This is a genomic window from Yersinia sp. 2466 StPb PI, assembly GCF_041538325.1.
Classification (GTDB): domain Bacteria; phylum Pseudomonadota; class Gammaproteobacteria; order Enterobacterales; family Enterobacteriaceae; genus Yersinia; species Yersinia enterocolitica_E.
Map to the genome: position 1 here is coordinate 4,704,820 of NZ_JAULSL010000001.1, position 18,211 is coordinate 4,723,030.

The following is an 18,211-nucleotide window of genomic DNA, read 5'->3' on the forward strand; positions in this document are numbered from 1 at the left end:
GGTTCTGTCTGCTAAGCGATTTGCTGCTATGCGATTCAATGTGAAGCAGTCTATCGCTCCTGCTGCAAACAAGCGTCAGCGCATGTAAAACTGGGGTCAGTGCATGTAAAGCTAAGTAAAGTCATGGAATACCGGCAATTGTTAACGTATTTTGCGTCAAGAGGAGAAATAACCATGCATAAAATCCTATTAGTTGATGATGATCGTGAATTGACGTCGCTGTTGAAAGAATTACTGGAAATGGAAGGCTTTAATGTTGTTGTTGCCTATGATGGCGAACAGGCGTTAAACCTGCTAGATAACTCTATCGACTTGTTATTGCTAGATATTATGATGCCGCGTAAAAACGGTATCGAAACTTTGAAAGAATTACGTCAACATCACCAGACCCCTGTCATTATGCTGACTGCTCGTGGCAGTGAATTGGATCGGGTGCTTGGCCTTGAGCTGGGCGCTGATGATTATCTGGCAAAACCGTTTAATGATCGTGAGCTTGTGGCGCGTATCCGTGCCATTTTGCGCCGCTCGAACTGGAGCGAACAACAGCAAAATGTCGATCAAGGTGCGCCAACACTGGACGTTGATTGCCTGCAATTGAATCCAGGCCGTCAAGAGGCTACCTTTGAAGGCCAATCGCTGGAATTGACCGGGACTGAATTTACCTTGCTCTACCTGCTGGCTCAGCATCTCGGTCAGGTAGTCTCGCGGGAGCATCTCAGCCAGGAAGTGCTGGGGAAACGGTTAACACCTTTTGACCGTGCTATTGATATGCACATTTCAAACCTGCGCCGTAAGCTGCCGGATCGCAAAGACGGGTTACCTTGGTTTAAAACTCTGCGTGGTCGCGGATATCTGATGGTATCAGAAACATGATTAACAGTTTAACGACGCGAATTTTTGCTATTTTTTGGTTCACCTTAGCACTGGTATTAATGCTGGTATTGATGGTGCCAAAGCTCGACTCGCGTCAACTGACTGCCTTGCTCGACAGTGAACAGCGCCAGGGAACAATGCTCGAGCAACATATCGAAGCTGAACTGGCCAGTGACCCCGCCAATGACCTGATGTGGTGGCGCAGGCTTTATCGCGCCATCGAAAAATGGGCACCACCGGGCCAACATCTCGTGTTAGTCACCACTGAGGGCCGTGTCATTGGCGCTCAACGTCACGAAATGCAAATTGTCCGTAATTTTATCGGCCAGTCTGATAACTCAGATCAGCCGAAAAAGAAGAAATATGGCCGTGTCGAGATGGTCGGCCCCTTCTCTATCCGCGATGGTGAAGATAACTATCAGCTCTATCTGATACGCCCGGCCAGTAGCCCGCAATCTGATTTTATCAATTTGATGTTTGACCGCCCGCTGCTGCTATTGATTGTCACCATGCTTATCAGTGCGCCACTGCTGCTATGGTTGGCTTGGAGTCTGGCAAAACCGGCTCGTAAGTTGAAGAATGCCGCCGATGATGTGGCGCGGGGTAATTTGAAACAGCACCCTGAGCTGGAGTCCGGCCCACAAGAGTTTTTGGCCACCGGTGCCAGTTTTAATCAGATGATCAGTGCGCTCGATAGAATGGTTGTGGCCCAACAACGGCTGATTTCTGATATCTCCCATGAGTTGCGCACGCCACTTACCCGCCTGCAACTGGCGACCGCGTTGATGCGACGTCGTCATGGTGAGGGGAAAGAGCTGGAACGTATCGAAATGGAAGCACAGCGACTGGATAGCATGATCAATGATTTACTGGTGTTATCCCGTAGCCAACATAAAAACGAGCTACATCGCGAACCCATTAAAGCGAATGATTTATGGTCTGACGTGCTGGAAAATGCCCAGTTTGAAGCAGACCAAATGGGCAAAACTCTGGAAGTCACCGCACCTCCCGGGCCATGGACCCTATTTGGCAATCCCGCAGCACTTGATAGCGCGCTGGAGAATATCGTGCGTAACGCACTGCGTTACTCTCATCATCACATTGCGGTGGCATTCAGCTCTGATAATCAGGGTATTACTATCACTGTCGATGATGATGGCCCCGGTGTTAGCCCGGAAGACCGTGAACAAATATTCCGGCCGTTCTACCGCACTGATGAAGCGCGGGATCGCGAATCAGGTGGTACGGGTTTGGGATTGGCGATTGTCGAAACAGCCGTCAATCAGCATCGCGGATGGGTGCGGGCTGAAGATAGCCCATTAGGGGGCTTGCGCTTGATACTGTGGTTGCCGCTGCATCCACTTAAGTCTTAATCTATCGTACCTCTGCCCGATCATCTGGGATCGGGCAGATCTCTGCTATCACGGTTTGCTGACCTCTTCTCCCTGCCCCTCTTTTTCCAGCAACAGCTTTTTGCGCTCAATACCCCAACGATAGCCTGACAACGTGCCATCCTGGCGAATAACCCGGTGACAAGGAATAGCAATCGCCAGCATATTGGCAGCACAGGCACCAGCTACCGCACGCACCGCTTTGGGCGAACCTATTCTGGCGGCGATATCAGCATAACTGGCGGTCTCACCTACCGGTATTTCCCGCAGTGCCTGCCACACCCGCTGCTGAAAAGCGGTGCCCTGAATATCCAGTGGCAAATCTAGCCCGAGCTGAGGAGCCTCAACCAACCCCACCACCTGCGCGAACCATTGCTCAAACTCAGCATCGCCGCCAATTAACTCTGCTTGTGGAAACTTATCCTGTAGCTGCTGCACCAACAGCGCTGGGGAGTCACCCAGCAAGATGGCGCAAATACCCAGCTCACTTTTTGCCATCAGAATCGCACCGAGAGAACTTTCTCCGACGGCAAAATGCAACGTGACATCACGCCCGCCACTGCGGTAGCGGGTCGGTGTCATCCCCAACAACTGATTCGATTGCTCATAAAATCGGCCATTAGAGTTATAACCGGCTTCAAAGATAGCGTCAGTTACCGAGCCTTGCCCCGCTAATTGTGCACGAATACGCGCACTGCGCGTTGCACTGGCATATGCCTTAGGGGTCAACCCGGTAATGGCTTTAAATAAACGATGGAAATGAAAAGCACTGAGATTCACCTGCGCCGCTAGCTCATCAAGCTTAAGTGGCGTTTCGGCCTGCTCAATTAAGCGACATGCCCGACTGATTTTGTCTGCATGCTGCTGTGACAGTGGTAATTCAGTGGGCTGACATCGTTTACAGGGCCGATAACCGGCCTGTTCAGCAGCATGATTATCGGCAAAGAATTCAACATTCTCTGCTTTAGCCTGACGGGACGGGCAAGAGGGGCGACAATAAACACCGGTCGTTTTCACTGCATAAACGAACTGGCCATCGGCTGTTTTATCCCGATTAACGATCGCATCCCAGAATGTATCTTTCGTCCGGATCATGGTAAATACCCCGTTGGTAGTGACTGTGGTAATCAGCATATAAAACCGCCACTGCTTACACTCTCCGCTGCTTGCTTTTAAATTATTGTGCGTGCTACTGACATTAGCAACCGCTGCACAGAGGGGAGGTTTCTGATATCCTGCGCCCCTCATTATTGGGGGACATATGCTTAATATCGTTTTATTTGAACCTGAAATTCCGCCCAATACCGGTAATATCATCCGGTTATGTGCGAATACCGGCTGCCAGCTCCATCTGATTAAACCTTTAGGTTTCACCTGGGATGACAAACGCTTACGCCGTGCAGGTCTTGATTATCATGAGTTTGCCAGTATTAAGCATCACCATGATTATCAGGCCTTTTTAGATTGTGAAAATCTCGACAGTGCGCAGCCTGCCCGATTATTTGCACTAACCACCAAAGGGACGCCAGCCCACAGTGCAGTAAGCTATCAAGCTGATGATTACCTGTTGTTTGGCCCTGAAACCCGTGGCTTGCCCGCCAGTGTTTTGGATGCGTTACCTGCTCAACAGAAAATCAGGATTCCGATGCAAGCCGATAGCCGTAGCATGAATCTGTCAAACGCGGTGTCAGTGGTGGTGTATGAAGCCTGGCGGCAATTAGGTTATCCGGGTGCGTTACTGAGAGAGTCGTTGTTTTAGCCAAAATGTGTCGGTGATCAGCTAGCAACCCAATAGAAAGGTGTATATCCAAAGTAATTGGAGTTGTAGCCAGGCAGCAAACGAACTCATCCCGATGAGCTGACATAAGTCAGTGATTCGGGTGAGTAAGAGCAGCTAACACCGCTACAGCTTCAAGTACGAAGGAGATGATCAGATGCCGTCGCCGTACTCAAACCCATGGGTAATCCCATTGAAATGCTGGTCCATATCCAATGACGGCTTATCACTTTCGGGTTTACCAACGATGCGGGCAGGTACCCCTGCTGCGGTGGTATGAGCGGGAACCGCCTGCAATACAACGGACCCGGCACCAATTTTCGCACCGCGTCCAACCTCGATATTCCCCAAAATTTTTGCCCCAGCCCCAATCATCACACCTTCACGGATCTTCGGATGACGATCACCGCTGGTTTTACCGGTCCCCCCTAAAGTAACCGATTGCAGGATCGATACATCATTCTCAACTACTGCCGTTTCGCCAATAACAATACCGGTCGCGTGGTCCAACATGATGCCGCAACCAATGGTAGCCGCAGGGTGGATATCAACCCCAAAAGCAACAGAGACTTGATTTTGAAGGTAAATAGCTAACGCTTTACGATCCTGCGCCCACAACCAATGACCGATACGATAAGCCTGTAAAGCGTGGAAACCTTTGAGATACAGCAGTGGTGTAGAGTATTTATCAACGGCCGGGTCACGCAGCCGCACCGCCAGAATATCCCGCGCGGCCGAAACTATCATCTGAGCATCTGCACGATAAGCATCCTCAACCACCTCACGGATGGCAATAGCAGGCATGATCGGATTAGCCAGTTTATTCGCGAGAATATAACTCAGGGCACTGCCTAAATTCTCATGCTTCAATAATGTCGCGTGAAAAAAGCTCGCCAGCATGGGTTCACACTCAGCCAGTGCTCTTGCTTCTGATTTAATGCTACTCCAGACCAGTTCTAACTCTTCTGACGACATTACCTACTCCTGCCCATAAAAAATTGCCCAAGGGAACGACCAAGGCAACTATACCCATATTCGTTGAGGTCACCGCAGTGTTAGCGGCAACACCAATGACTTTAGGTATGTAGTTATTATTTTATTCCGCCAAACCCGCGTAACCGATCAAATGCCGCTTTTCTCATCTTTTTTGGTCCGACCCAATAAGGTCAATGCCGCTTCACGGGCATTTTTGTGACAATAGAGCACTTGATAGATCTGTTCAGTTATCGGCATTTCAACACCATGGCGCTGGGCTAATGCCAGAACTTCTTTGGTATTGCGGTAACCTTCAACCACCTGACCAATCTTGTCCTGCGCTTCTTGTACCCCTAACCCTTGGCCCAGCATAATACCAAACCGGCGGTTACGAGATTGGTTATCTGTGCAGGTTAGCACCAAATCACCCAAGCCTGCCATGCCCATAAAGGTGGAAGGGTCGGCACCCAATGCAGAACCCAGCCGCGTCATTTCGGCCAAACCTCGGGTTATCAGTGCAGTACGGGCATTCGCACCAAAACCAATGCCATCGGACATCCCGGCACCAATCGCAATCACGTTTTTCACCGCACCGCCAAGCTGCACCCCGATAAAATCAGCATTACTGTAAACCCGGAAGCTTTTGCCACAGTGCAATAACTGTTGCAGGTCTTCGCTAAATTGCGCATCGGTTGATGCCAGCGCAATTGCCGTCGGTAACCCTGCTGCCAACTCTTTAGCAAAGGTTGGGCCAGACACCACCGCCAGCGGGATAGTTTCACCCAACACTTCGCGCGCCACATCCGCCAGCAAGCGGCCAGTTTCGGCCTCAAGCCCTTTGGTCGCCCAGACGATACGTGCATCTTTGCGTAAATGTGGTTTCAACTCATGCAATACCGCACCGAAGACATGGCTAGGTACCACGACTAACACATCGCGGCTGGCTGCCAGCGCACGTGCCAGATCGGTTTCCAGTAATAAGGTATCTGGGAAAGGAACATCGGGTAGGAAAGCTTGGTTACAACGATCACGTTGCAAAACCTGAATATGCTTAGGGTCATGACCCCATAACACGACTTGATGGCCATTACGCGCCAGCGTAATGGCTAATGCGGTGCCGTAAGATCCGGCACCGATTACAGTCATTGAAGCATTGATGGTGTTCATCAGGCATCCTGACGTTGTTCAGCACCTTCGCCGTCAGCCTGCTGTTGCAGATAGTTCATGAACAGGGCATCAAAGTTAACCGGTGCCAAATTAAGCTGTGGGAAAGTACCACGAGAAACCAGGCTGGTGATGCATTCGCGAGCATACGGGAACAAAATGTTCGGGCAGTATGCACCTAAGCAATGCGCCAACTGGGTACCATCGATACCCGCGATGGAGAAGATACCACCCTGCTGAACTTCACACAGGAATGCAGTTTCTTCACCCAAAGAGGCGGTTACCGTCACTCGCAGTACCACTTCATACACATCTTCAGCCAGTTGACTAGAAGCAGTATCAAGATCAAGTTTAACTTCTGGTTGCCAATCCTGCTGGAAAACCTGCGGGGCATTTGGTGCTTCGAAAGAGATATCTTTGGTGTAGATACGCTGGATCTGGAAAGCCATCTCTGTGTTGTTTTGTTCGGACATGTGTATAAATACCCTAAGTTAGACGTCTGTATTAAATAGCACTGCCGCCGTGGGCTCTGTCCATCAAATTAATGGGACCCACTGACGAGTTAAAGCAGCGGATCAAGCCCACCGCGCGCATCCAGGGCGTGTAAATCATCACAGCCACCGATATGCTGCCCATCAATAAATACCTGAGGCACAGTCGTCCGCCCACTCCGAGCAATCATCTCTTCGCGTTTGGCCGGATCACTATCAATTGCGATTTCATGGAAAGCAGCACCTTTGTGGTTCAGCAGTGCTTTGGCACGATGGCAGAACGGGCAGGTTGCTTTGGTATAAATCTCAATCTTCGCCATGGATACACCTCAGTTAACATTATAATTTATTGATATAGCGAATTTTTATAACAAATACGGGTACAGCTCAATACTCATATCACTAAAACGCAGGCAATATGATTACTTGCCGCGCGCCAGTGGTAGATTCTCGCCACTCCAACCGGAGATACCTTCTTTCAAGGTAAATACGCGTTCAAAGCCTGCTTTGTTCAGCAGTTCAGCCGAAGCACGAGAGGTTGTCCCAGTAGCACAAACCACAATGATAGGCTGTGTTTTGTGTTTTTCCAATTCAGCCAAATTACCGTTTTTAATGTCGCTTGGCAGCAAATTAATAGAACTGGCGATATGGCCTTTGCGATAATCATCACGTGTGCGGATATCAACCACAACCGCATCTTCTTTGTTAATCAGACGCGTCGCTTCACCACGGGTAATCTCTTTCACTTTAGAGAGAGAGGTTTTAAAGCTGGTGAAAATTACGGCGACGAACAACGCCACCCAAGCCAGACTCAAAACCGGATGCTGGCTAATGAATTGCATAATTTCTTGCAACATGGGGGTAAAAACTCCCGTTAGTTAGGGGATAATATTCAAGGTCACAGAGTATACCTGCGCGTTGCGGCAAATACAGCCAATATGCAAGTGCTATTGCAGAAACTGCGAGCCATTTCGGAAACTTTTGTCGTCTAAATGATGACAATTACGCAAAACCCCACGCCAATGTTGATCTCTTTGGGCTATTTTTAACCGGTTTTGTAGTAAATTACCGCCTTCGTTCTGGCGGTGTAAATACGTTAACGTAAATAGCCGAGTGTACATAGCCGCGCATATCGTTGGATGTTCGCTGCTATTTGACACTTGGACTTATAAGAAAGAGGTTATGCAATGTCGAGCACTAAAAAACCACTGGTACTGACTATTCTTGATGGCTATGGTCACCGCGAAGAGCAGCAGGATAATGCCATTCTGAATGCTAAAACGCCGGTTATGGACCGTTTATGGCAGCAACAGCCTCATACTTTAATTGCCGCGTCCGGTCTGGATGTTGGCCTGCCAGATGGGCAAATGGGTAACTCTGAAGTGGGCCACGTCAACCTGGGAGCTGGTCGCATTGTTTATCAGGACTTGACCCGTCTCGACAAAGAGATCAAAGACGGCGACTTTTTCACTAACTCAACCTTAACAGCAGCGATTGATAAAGCGGTTAAAGCAGGCAAAGCGGTCCACATTATGGGTCTGTTATCTGCCGGTGGTGTACACAGCCACGAAGACCACATTCTGGCGATGGTTGAACTGGCCGCCAAACGCGGTGCGACGGCTATTTATCTGCACGCATTCCTCGATGGACGTGACACTCCGCCGCGCAGTGCGGAATCTTCACTGAAACGATTCACTGAGAAATTTGCCGCGCTGGGTAAAGGTCGCATCGCTTCTATTATTGGTCGTTACTATGCGATGGACCGTGATAACCGCTGGGATCGCGTACAACTGGCTTACGATTTGCTGACTCAGGCAAAAGGTGAATTCACCGTCGATAACGCCGTCGCAGGTTTGCAAGCAGCTTATGCCCGTGATGAAAACGATGAATTTGTCCGACCAACTGTCATTCAGGCGGCTGGCGAAGCCGATGCGGCGATGAACGATGGCGACGCGCTGATCTTCATGAACTTCCGCGCTGACCGCGCCCGTCAAATCACCCGCAGCTTTGTTAATGCCGATTTTGACGGTTTCAAACGCGATAAAGTAGTTAATTTCGGCGATTTCGTTATGCTGACCGAATATGCAGCGGATATTAAAGTGGCCTGCGCTTACCCACCAGCATCACTACAGAATACCTTCGGTGAGTGGCTGATGAAGCATGACAAAACCCAGTTACGTATTTCCGAAACTGAAAAGTATGCTCACGTCACTTTCTTCTATAACGGCGGCGTTGAAGAACCATTTAAAGGCGAAGACCGTATCCTGATCAACTCACCGAAAGTTGCCACTTATGACCTGCAACCGGAAATGAGTTCAGCAGAACTGACTGAGAAACTGGTCGGCGCTATCGGCAGTGGCAAATATGATGTGATAATTTGTAACTATCCGAACGGCGATATGGTTGGTCATACCGGTGATTACGATGCTGCGGTGAAAGCAGTAGAAACACTGGATAATTGTATTGAACAAGTGGTTGCTGCCGTAAAAGCCGCCGATGGCCAATTGCTTATCACCGCCGACCACGGCAACGCTGAGCAGATGCGCGACCCGGCAACCGGTCAGGCCCATACCGCCCATACCAGCCTGCCAGTGCCACTGATTTATGTCGGCAATAAAGGGGTTAAAGCGGTGGAAGGTGGCAAACTTTCAGATATCGCACCAACCATGTTGTCACTGATGGAAATGGAAATCCCGCAAGAGATGACTGGTAAGCCGCTGTTCATCGTGGAATAATCCTTCGTTATGAAGGAAAAGGCGTCATTTGCAAAATTAATGGTTACGGAAGATGCCATTACCACCAGCCGAGATACAGTTTCTCGGCTGTCCGGTCAGTTGGTGCGTCGCCCGTGGTCAGCACTGTACGCCAGCGTTTTTTGCGCTGGCGTATTGCTATTGCCATTATCCGGCACGGCAGCAGATGCCCCCGTTACAGCAAAAACCGCACAAAGCAAAGACCAGTTGAAGACCATTCAGCAGGATATTGCCGAAAAAGAAAAAAGTGTTCAGCAACAAAAGCAGCAACGCAGTTCATTGCTGGATCAGTTGAAACAACAGGAAAATACCATTGCTCAGGCCAGCCGCAGCCTGCGTGACACCCAAGGTACCCTGACTGAGTTAGACCAAGAAATATCCCGTCTCACCTCCTCGATTGAGAAACTCGAGAGTAAACAATCCCAGCAACAAAATATTCTGTCTAAACAACTTGATGCTGCCTTTAAACAGGGCCAACACAGTGGTTTACAGCTTATTTTAAGTGGCGAAGAGAGCCAGCGCAGTGAGCGTATTCTGGCTTATTTCAGTTACCTCAATGAAGCACGACAGCAATCTATTGAAGAGCTGAAACAGACTCGTACCCATCTCTCTGCCGAGAAAAAAACGCTGGAGCAAAAGCAAAATCAGCAAAAAACCGTGTTGAATGAGCAGAAAACTCAGCAGCAAAAACTGGAACAAGCACGTACCGCACGCAAGAAAACCCTGACCTCGCTGGAAGCTTCACTGGAAAAAGATCAGCAAGGCCTGGCTGAGTTAAAACTAAACGAAACCCGCTTGCGTGATCAAATAGCCAAAGCAGAACGAGAAGCGAAAGCTCGCGCCGAACGAGAGGCCAAAGAAGCCGCTCGGGTACGCGAACAGATAAAAGTTAAAGAACAACAAGCCAAGAAAACCGGTTCTAGCTACAAACCAAGTGAAAGTGAGCGCTCATTAATGGCACGCACTGGCGGCCTTGGTCGCCCGGATGGGCAAGCTGTCTGGCCGGTCCGTGGTAATGTAACTCATCGTTTCGGTGAAGCCTTACAAGGTGAACTACGCTGGAAAGGCATGGTTATCTCTGCACCAGAAGGCAGTGAAGTAAAAGCGATCGCCGATGGCCGTGTCTTATTGGCTGACTGGCTGCAAGGCTATGGTTTGGTTGTGGTTATCGAGCATGGTAGAGGGGATATGAGTTTGTATGGCTACAATCAGAGTGCACTAGTCAATGTGGGTGCTCAGGTGAAAGCTGGTCAACCGATCGCCCTTGTTGGTACCAGTGGCGGCCAAGGTGAGCCATCACTCTATTTCGAAATCCGCCGTCAGGGACAAGCTGTTAACCCACAACCTTGGTTAGGACGATAGCGAACAACCTTAGGGAACTTGTATTGCACTATTTCAACACACGTCGATTGATCATCGTAAGCACCCTACTCATCTCTAACGCCGCACAGGCGGGCAAACTTTCTATTGTGATTGATGACTTTGGTTATCGCCCCCAGAACGAAAACAAGATTTTACAGATGCCACTGCCTATTTCGGTGGCTATCCTGCCGAATGCACCTTATGCCAGAGAGATGGCCGTCAAAGCTCATAATCAAGGGCGCGAAATACTGATTCATTTGCCGATGGCTCCCCTAAGCAAACAACCGCTGGAGCGCGATACATTACAGCCATCAATGAGCAGCGAAGAGATTCAGCGCATCATGCGCCAGGCGGTGAATAATGTCCCCTATGCCAAGGGCATGAATAACCATATGGGCAGCGCAATGACCTCCAGTTTCTCCGGCATGCAGAAAGTGATGCGGGAGCTGGACCACTATCAGCTCTATTTCCTCGATAGCGTGACCATCGGTAATAGCCAAGCGAGCCGTGCCGCAGAGGGGACTCAGGTTAAGGTCATTAAGCGCAAAGTCTTTTTGGATGACTCACAAAATGAAGCGGCGATCCGCCAACAGTTTAACCGTGCGGTAGAACTGGCTCGTCGTAATGGTTCGGCTATTGCTATCGGGCACCCCCATCCGGCCACCATTAAAGTGTTGCAACAAATGTTGCCTCAGTTACCTGCTGATATCGTATTAGTCCGGCCAAGTGCACTTCTCAATGAGCCGGTACAAAACAATACGCAAAATAACAGTGGCGGCAGGTTGTCGGGTAAAACCAAACTACCTGGCTCAACCCAAGGCGATCGCCTGAAAGCTATCAAGCAATGCAAAGCGAAAGAGGGCTATGTAGCGGAGAAAATCTACGCAGACAGGATGTTTAGCATCATAGGTGAGAGCTTGATGCAAAGCCCTGCGGTGGTCTTTGTTCAGCGGCATTGGCAGCAATACTTCCCGCCAGTAGCGCCAGTTATTCCGGTGGATAAACCAAAATCGAATAACCAAGACGGCGATAAACCGAAAGCGGATAAGCCTTAATAAAACGGGGCAATCATCACCTGACTGCCCCGCTCTCAATCCTGCAGCTTCAAGGCCGAAGGGAATTCCCAAAGTCATTGGAGGTGCAGGTAGGCGGCCAGCAAACTCATCCCGATGAGCTTATTCATGTAAGGTCAACTACAAGTAAGTGATTCGGGTAACAAATCTGTCGGGAGCAGATTTGAACGCTGCTTGCAGCGGCCTCGCAGAGGCGAGGCCCATGGATGGGCCGAGTAACGCGCGCAGCCAACACCCCTGCAACTTCAAGGCCCGAAGGGAATATTTTAGTCCCAGCTTAAAACCACCTTACCCGACTTACCCGAACGCATCGCATCAAACCCTTGCTGGAACTCATCAATAGAGAAACGATGAGTGATTATCGGGGTTAAATCCAAGCCAGATTGAATTAGTGCTGCCATTTTGTACCAGGTTTCAAACATTTCACGGCCATATATTCCTTTGATAAACAGCCCTTTGAAGATCACCTGATTCCAGTCGATAGACATATCAGAGGGAGGTATCCCCAGCATTGCGATACGCCCACCATGATTCATTGAGTTAAGTAATGAACGGAACGCCGGTGGCGCACCTGACATTTCCAGACCGACATCAAACCCTTCAGTCATGCCCAGTTCAGCCATCACATCCGTCAGATTCTCTTTACTAACGTTAACGGCACGGGTTACACCCATTTTACGCGCCAGATCCAGGCGATATTCATTCACATCAGTGATAACAACATGGCGAGCGCCAACATGCTTACACACGGCTGCAGCCATGATACCAATCGGGCCAGCACCGGAAACCAGCACATCTTCACCCACTAAATCAAAGGATAACGCGGTATGCACCGCATTACCGAAGGGGTCAAAAATAGCGGCTAGCTCATCAGAAATATTGTCTGGAATTTTGAACGCATTGAAGGCAGGAATGACCAAATACTCAGCAAAAGAACCAGGGCGGTTAACCCCAACCCCCACGGTATTACGGCACAAATGAGTACGACCACCACGGCAATTACGGCAATGACCGCAGGTAATATGACCCTCGCCAGACACCCGATCACCAATATTAAAGCCTTTCACTTCCTGACCAATGGCGACAACTTCACCAACATATTCGTGGCCAACCACCATTGGGACGGGGATCGTTTTTTGCGACCATTCATCCCAATTATAAATATGCACATCGGTACCACAGATAGCGGTTTTGCGAATTTTGATCATGATATCGTTGTGCCCCAGCTCTGGTGGCGGCACATCGGTCATCCAGATACCTTCTTCGGCCTTCAGTTTAGACAATGCTTTCATGAACATTCCTTACGCAATAACGTTAAGTTGTTTGCCGATACGCACAAAGGCTTCAATAGCCCGCTCGACTTGCTCTGTCGTATGATCCGCCGACATTTGGGTACGGATCCGCGCCTGGCCTTTCGGTACCACCGGATAGAAGAAGCCGGTAACGTAAATACCCTCTTTCAGCAAGGCATTGGCAAATTTTTGCGCAAGTGCCGCATCACCGAGCATGACAGGAATGATGGCATGATCAGCGCCAGCCAATGTGAATCCGGCGGCACTCATTTTCTCGCGGAATAAACGCGCATTCGACCATAAGCGATCACGCAGTTCAGCGCCGTCTTCCAATAGCGATAACACTTCAATAGAAGCCGCTACTATTGCTGGAGCCAATGAATTTGAGAACAAGTAAGGCCGTGAACGCTGGCGCAACCACTCAACCACTTCTTTGCGGCCAGCGGTATAACCGCCTGACGCCCCACCCAGTGCTTTACCCAAAGTACCGGTGATAATATCAACGCGATCCATTACTTCGCAGTATTCATGAGTGCCACGACCATTAGCCCCCACAAAACCCACAGCATGGGAGTCATCGACCATCACTAATGCCTGATACTCATCCGCCAAATCACAAACACCTTTCAGGTTGGCAATGACACCATCCATGGAGAACACACCGTCAGTGGCAATCATAATATGACGCGCACCATCTGCTTTGGCTTGTTTGAGTTGGACTTCCAGTTCGCTCATATCGTTATTGGCATAACGGTAGCGCTTGGCTTTACATAACCGTACACCATCAATGATTGAAGCATGATTCAGCGCATCAGAAATAATGGCATCTTCTGGCCCCAGCAGGGTTTCAAACAAACCGCCGTTAGCATCAAAACAAGAAGAGTAAAGAATGGCATCTTCCATACCGAGGAAACTGGCTAGCTTCTGCTCTAACTCTTTATGTGTGTCTTGGGTACCACAAATAAAACGAACCGACGCCATACCAAAACCATGAGTATCCATGCCTTGCTTAGCGGCTGCGATCAACCTTGGGTGGTTGGCCAGGCCCAAATAGTTATTGGCGCAGAAATTAATAACACGGCTTCCATCAGCTACAGCAATGTCTGCTTGCTGGGCGGTGGTGATAATTCGCTCGTTTTTATACAACCCTTCAGCACGGGTAGTTATGAGTTGTTGTTCTAATTGCTGATAAAAAGGGTGTCGATTAAATGGCTGGGACATTCAGTTATCTCCAAGATGGGCAATTTCACAGTACATTTTACTGATTAGTGAGTGAACTGACGAGGAACCTTGTCTTATATTATAAAAAATGCAGTACATATCACGGTGAACAATCCTAAAGCGCATAGAAACCGTGAGATTAAGCCCCTTGCGGCTGTGCGCTATCCTATGAAATGTTATGATAACGCCAACTAGAGTGTGGGGCATTGTGCCCGACCAAGAAGATTAGCAAGGGTGAACCTGATGATTATCGTCACTGGCGGCGCCGGTTTCATTGGCAGCAATATCGTTAAGGCACTGAATAATATCGGTTATAAAGATATTCTGGTTGTTGATAACCTGAAAGACGGCACTAAATTCGTCAATTTGGTTGATCTGGATATCGCTGATTACATGGATAAAGAAGATTTTGTCGCCAGTATCGTTGCCGGTGATGACATGGGTGATATTGATGCTATTTTCCATGAGGGTGCCTGTTCTTCCACCACCGAGTGGGATGGCAAGTACATGATGGATAACAACTATCAATACTCTAAAGATATCCTGCACTTCTGTCTGGATCGCGGCATTCCGTTTTTATATGCCTCTTCTGCTGCCACTTACGGTGGGCGTACCGATAATTTCATCGAAGATCGTCAGTACGAACAACCACTTAACGTTTATGGTTATTCCAAATTCTTGTTTGATCAGTATGTGCGCGAGATTCTGCCGCAAGCTGATTCGCAAATTTGTGGTTTCCGTTATTTCAACGTTTATGGCCCACGCGAAGGGCACAAAGGCAGCATGGCAAGCGTTGCCTTCCACCTGAATAACCAGATCAATGCGGGTGAGAATCCTAAACTCTTCTCCGGCAGTGAAAACTTCAAACGCGATTTCATCTATGTGGGTGATGTGGCTGACGTTAACCTGTGGTTCTGGCAAAACAATGTCTCCGGCATTTTCAACTGTGGTACCGGTCGCGCAGAATCTTTCCAGGCTGTTGCCGATGCGGTAGTAGACTTCCACCACAGTGGACCTGTGGAATACATTGAATTCCCTGAAAAACTGAAAGGTCGTTATCAGGCATACACCCAAGCTGACCTCACCAAGTTACGTGCTGCGGGTTACGAAAAGCCGTTCAAAACCGTCGCTGAAGGCGTCAACGAATACCTGGCCTGGCTCAATCGCTCAGTCTAAATTACTTGCTGCAAGGAATTGATAAACGGTATGAAAATACTGGTCATCGGCCCTTCTTGGGTTGGCGATATGATGATGTCGCAAAGTCTTTACCGTACCCTGAAGGCCGAATATCCGGCAGCAGATATTGATGTGATGGCACCTGCGTGGTGCCGTCCGCTTTTGGCCAGAATGCCAGAAGTGCGTCATGCAATCCCCATGCCCTTAGGCCATGGGGCTTTTGCTTTTGATGAACGTCGTCGCTTGGGTTTAGCCTTACGTGAAACCGGCTATGACCGTGCCTATGTGCTGCCAAACTCATTTAAATCCGCCCTGATACCTTATTTTTCAGGGATTAAGCAACGCATTGGCTGGCGTGGCGAAATGCGCTACTTCTTGCTCAATGATATGCGTATCTTGGATAAACAAGCCTTCCCTATGATGGTTCAGCGCTATGTCGCACTGGCCTATGATAAAGAAAAAATCCATTCAGCCGACGATTTACCGCAACCTTTGCTATGGCCGCAATTGCAGGTTCGGGATGAAGAAATTGCCGAGATTACTGCGTCATTCAATTTGACTGATAACCGGCCAATCGTGGGTTTCTGCCCAGGCGCTGAGTTTGGTCCGGCAAAACGCTGGCCACATTATCACTATGCTACGCTGGCCCAGAAACTGATTGATACCGGCTATCAGGTCGTCTTATTAGGTTCAGCTAAAGATAACGAAGCCGGTGAAGAGATCCGCCAGACTTTGGGCGAAAATTCCCGCGAATTCTGCCTCAATCTGGCGGGGCAAACCTCGCTGGAACAAGCGGTGGTATTGATTGCAGCCTGTAGTGCGGTAGTCAGTAATGACTCCGGTTTAATGCATGTTGCTGCTGCATTAAATAAGCCATTAGTGGCCTTATATGGCCCAAGCAGCCCGGATTTCACCCCACCACTGTCCGATAAAGCTACGGTCATTCGCCTCATTACCGGCTATCACAAAGTGCGCAAAGGCGATAGCGCGCAAGGCTATCATCAGAGTTTGATTGATATCCAGCCAGAACAAGTGATGGCGGCCCTTGAGAAACAATTATCGGCTCGCCAAAGCACTGTCAGTGAGGCCGATTAATGCATGTATTGATCGTTAAAACCTCTTCAATGGGCGACGTTTTACACACGTTGCCCGCACTGACCGATGCGATGAATGCTATGCCAGAGATTCGCTTTGATTGGGTGGTAGAGGAAGGGTTCAGCCAAATACCCAGTTGGCACCCGGCGGTGGATCGAGTGATTCCGGTTGCCATCCGCCGTTGGCGTAAGAATTGGTTTGGTAGTGATACCCGGCAGGAACGCTGTGATTTTAAACGTGTTGTGCAGCAGCGCCGTTATGATGTGGTGATTGATGCTCAGGGGCTAATTAAAAGTGCCGCACTGATTACCCGTATCGCCAAAGGGGTTAGACATGGCCCAGATTGCAAAAGTGCCCGCGAACCCTTTGCCAGTTGGTTTTATAACTGCCGTCATGAGATTGATACTAAACAACATGCTGTTGAGCGCATACGCCAACTGTTTGCCAAAAGCCTTGGCTATGACAAACCTGACAGCTATGGCGATTATGCTATCGCGCAGCGCTTTTTAAGCCAATTACCCAGCGATGCTGGCCAGTATTTGGTTTTTCTGCACGCAACAACCAGAGACAGCAAGCACTGGCCTGAAAGCCATTGGCTGCAATTGATCGAGCTGGTTGCACCCACCGGTTTAAAAATCAAGTTACCATGGGGGGCGGAACATGAGTATCAACGCGCGTTACGATTAGCGGAGCATTTTCCGCATGTTGAGGTCTTGCCTAAACTCAGCCTCCAGCAGGTGGCAGAGGTTCTGGCTGGTGCAAAAGCCGTCGTTTCCGTTGATACCGGCCTCAGCCACCTAACCGCAGCGTTGGATCGCCCCAATATTACCCTGTTCGGTCCAACTGACCCTGGGTTAATTGGTGGCTACGGGAAAAACCAGATTGCGGTGATTTCCGAACAAAAAAGCATGGATACTATTACGGCTGAAACTATTATGGCGCGATTGGAAGCACTGATTTCATAAGCGACTATTGTTTGTTTTCCGTGATTTATTCATGCCAGGAATTCTATCTGCCAGTATTTATCATGTAATAACAAGCGACTCTGGTAATTATCAGATTCGCTTGTTATGGGTTGTCTGATTATCTTTCTAACCTATTATCCAACAAGAGATGGCGGCTAATACATAGCTTCAATTAACATCAACACCTGACTGTTAAGAATTTCTAATTAATTATTTAAATAATTAATAACGCGACTCACTGATATCCTCCAAATAACGGCTCACCAATTTATCGGTCACACCATTAATTACTAAATATCATTCCATCAAAGTAGAGGCTTCAATAAATAGCGATATACCGCCAAAAATAGGAATATTTCCAGATAAAAATATCGCCAAATAATAACTTACTGGTATCTATGGCTATACATTTAAGCGCAACAAGAAATAATGATAATCACTCTCATCTTTAAGCACGCAAAATCAATTTTATCGCTGCCCAATTACTGAAATTTGTTAAAAATTATATTCTTTTTTATGAATAGTCTGGCCCTACTCCGGCTATCAGGCTGGCCCAGTTGAAAAGAGCCTTTCTTGCTCAAATATGGTATTATTCTTAATAAT

The 18,211-nt window shown here is 48.7% G+C and carries 17 protein-coding genes; 9 read left to right on the forward strand and 8 right to left on the reverse strand.

Translation table 11 applies throughout. From position 1 onward, the window contains the following. Positions 1-174: 174 nt before the first annotated feature. A complete protein-coding gene (cpxR, locus tag Q2T72_RS21210; protein WP_005190576.1) occupies positions 175-873 on the forward strand; it encodes an envelope stress response regulator transcription factor CpxR in 699 nt (232 codons plus the stop codon). Further along, positions 870-2,246, forward strand: a complete 1,377-nt coding sequence (gene cpxA / locus Q2T72_RS21215) for an envelope stress sensor histidine kinase CpxA (RefSeq protein ID WP_372569784.1) — start codon at positions 870-872, stop codon at positions 2,244-2,246. The genes cpxR and cpxA overlap by 4 nt, the downstream gene beginning before the upstream one ends. A gap of 48 nt (positions 2,247-2,294) precedes the next feature. Here cpxA and ada read toward each other — a convergent pair whose 3' ends face one another. Further along, positions 2,295-3,398 (reverse strand): bifunctional DNA-binding transcriptional regulator/O6-methylguanine-DNA methyltransferase Ada, encoded by a 1,104-nt coding sequence (gene ada / locus Q2T72_RS21220; protein ID WP_372569785.1) that lies wholly within the window; start codon positions 3,396-3,398, stop codon positions 2,295-2,297. 127 nt (positions 3,399-3,525) lie between these two features. Here ada and trmL point away from each other — a divergent pair, with 127 nt between their 5' ends. Continuing rightward, positions 3,526-4,023, forward strand: coding sequence for a tRNA (uridine(34)/cytosine(34)/5-carboxymethylaminomethyluridine(34)-2'-O)-methyltransferase TrmL (gene trmL, locus Q2T72_RS21225; protein ID WP_083161744.1), 498 nt, complete (start codon positions 3,526-3,528; stop codon positions 4,021-4,023). 171 nt (positions 4,024-4,194) lie between these two features. Here trmL and cysE read toward each other — a convergent pair whose 3' ends face one another. The 5 genes from cysE to Q2T72_RS21250 form a co-directional block, all read right to left on the reverse strand. Next, positions 4,195-5,016, reverse strand: coding sequence for a serine O-acetyltransferase (gene cysE / locus Q2T72_RS21230; RefSeq protein ID WP_005190588.1), 822 nt, complete (start codon positions 5,014-5,016; stop codon positions 4,195-4,197). A 147-nt stretch (positions 5,017-5,163) separates the two neighbouring features. After that, positions 5,164-6,183, reverse strand: a complete 1,020-nt coding sequence (gene gpsA / locus Q2T72_RS21235) for an NAD(P)H-dependent glycerol-3-phosphate dehydrogenase (RefSeq protein WP_372569786.1) — start codon at positions 6,181-6,183, stop codon at positions 5,164-5,166. Beyond that, positions 6,183-6,653, reverse strand: a complete 471-nt coding sequence (gene secB, locus Q2T72_RS21240; RefSeq protein ID WP_032907531.1) for a protein-export chaperone SecB — start codon at positions 6,651-6,653, stop codon at positions 6,183-6,185. The genes gpsA and secB overlap by 1 nt, the downstream gene beginning before the upstream one ends. Positions 6,654-6,742: 89 nt before the next feature. Beyond that, positions 6,743-6,991 carry a glutaredoxin 3 gene (gene grxC, locus Q2T72_RS21245; RefSeq protein ID WP_083161740.1) on the reverse strand — a complete coding sequence of 83 codons (249 nt, stop codon included), beginning with the start codon at positions 6,989-6,991 and terminating at the stop codon, positions 6,743-6,745. Between the two features lie 102 nt (positions 6,992-7,093). Further along, positions 7,094-7,528 carry a rhodanese-like domain-containing protein gene (locus Q2T72_RS21250; RefSeq protein ID WP_083161738.1) on the reverse strand — a complete coding sequence of 145 codons (435 nt, stop codon included), beginning with the start codon at positions 7,526-7,528 and terminating at the stop codon, positions 7,094-7,096. Positions 7,529-7,858: 330 nt separating this feature from the next. Here Q2T72_RS21250 and gpmM point away from each other — a divergent pair, with 330 nt between their 5' ends. The 3 genes from gpmM to Q2T72_RS21265 are packed head-to-tail and all read left to right on the forward strand — an operon-like array spanning position 7,859 to position 11,841. Then, the gene (gene gpmM / locus Q2T72_RS21255) at positions 7,859-9,406 is read left to right on the forward strand and encodes a 2,3-bisphosphoglycerate-independent phosphoglycerate mutase (protein ID WP_083161736.1); all 1,548 of its coding nucleotides are present in this window, start codon (positions 7,859-7,861) and stop codon (positions 9,404-9,406) included. Between the two features lie 9 nt (positions 9,407-9,415). Then, on the forward strand, positions 9,416-10,786 hold the full coding sequence (envC, locus tag Q2T72_RS21260) for a murein hydrolase activator EnvC (protein WP_372569787.1): 1,371 nt from the start codon (positions 9,416-9,418) through the stop codon (positions 10,784-10,786). A 23-nt stretch (positions 10,787-10,809) separates the two neighbouring features. Beyond that, positions 10,810-11,841 (forward strand): divergent polysaccharide deacetylase family protein, encoded by a 1,032-nt coding sequence (locus tag Q2T72_RS21265; RefSeq protein ID WP_372569788.1) that lies wholly within the window; start codon positions 10,810-10,812, stop codon positions 11,839-11,841. A 284-nt stretch (positions 11,842-12,125) separates the two neighbouring features. On the opposite strand, the gene tdh is transcribed toward Q2T72_RS21265, so the two are convergent. Next, positions 12,126-13,151: an L-threonine 3-dehydrogenase gene (tdh, locus tag Q2T72_RS21270; RefSeq protein ID WP_083161728.1), complete on the reverse strand. Its 1,026-nt coding sequence runs from the start codon at positions 13,149-13,151 to the stop codon at positions 12,126-12,128. Positions 13,152-13,160: 9 nt separating this feature from the next. After that, entirely contained in the window at positions 13,161-14,372 is a 1,212-nt protein-coding gene (gene kbl / locus Q2T72_RS21275) for a glycine C-acetyltransferase (RefSeq protein WP_083161726.1), read from the reverse strand. 243 nt (positions 14,373-14,615) lie between these two features. Here kbl and rfaD point away from each other — a divergent pair, with 243 nt between their 5' ends. Genes rfaD through rfaC form a run of 3 tightly spaced genes read left to right on the forward strand, consistent with a single transcriptional unit; the run spans position 14,616 to position 17,608 of the window. Further along, positions 14,616-15,548: an ADP-glyceromanno-heptose 6-epimerase gene (rfaD, locus tag Q2T72_RS21280; protein ID WP_372569789.1), complete on the forward strand. Its 933-nt coding sequence runs from the start codon at positions 14,616-14,618 to the stop codon at positions 15,546-15,548. Positions 15,549-15,578: 30 nt separating this feature from the next. Further along, positions 15,579-16,643, forward strand: a complete 1,065-nt coding sequence (gene rfaF / locus Q2T72_RS21285; RefSeq protein ID WP_083161722.1) for an ADP-heptose--LPS heptosyltransferase RfaF — start codon at positions 15,579-15,581, stop codon at positions 16,641-16,643. Continuing rightward, the gene (rfaC, locus tag Q2T72_RS21290) at positions 16,643-17,608 is read left to right on the forward strand and encodes a lipopolysaccharide heptosyltransferase RfaC (RefSeq protein ID WP_083161720.1); all 966 of its coding nucleotides are present in this window, start codon (positions 16,643-16,645) and stop codon (positions 17,606-17,608) included. The genes rfaF and rfaC overlap by 1 nt, the downstream gene beginning before the upstream one ends. Positions 17,609-18,211 lie beyond the last annotated feature (603 nt).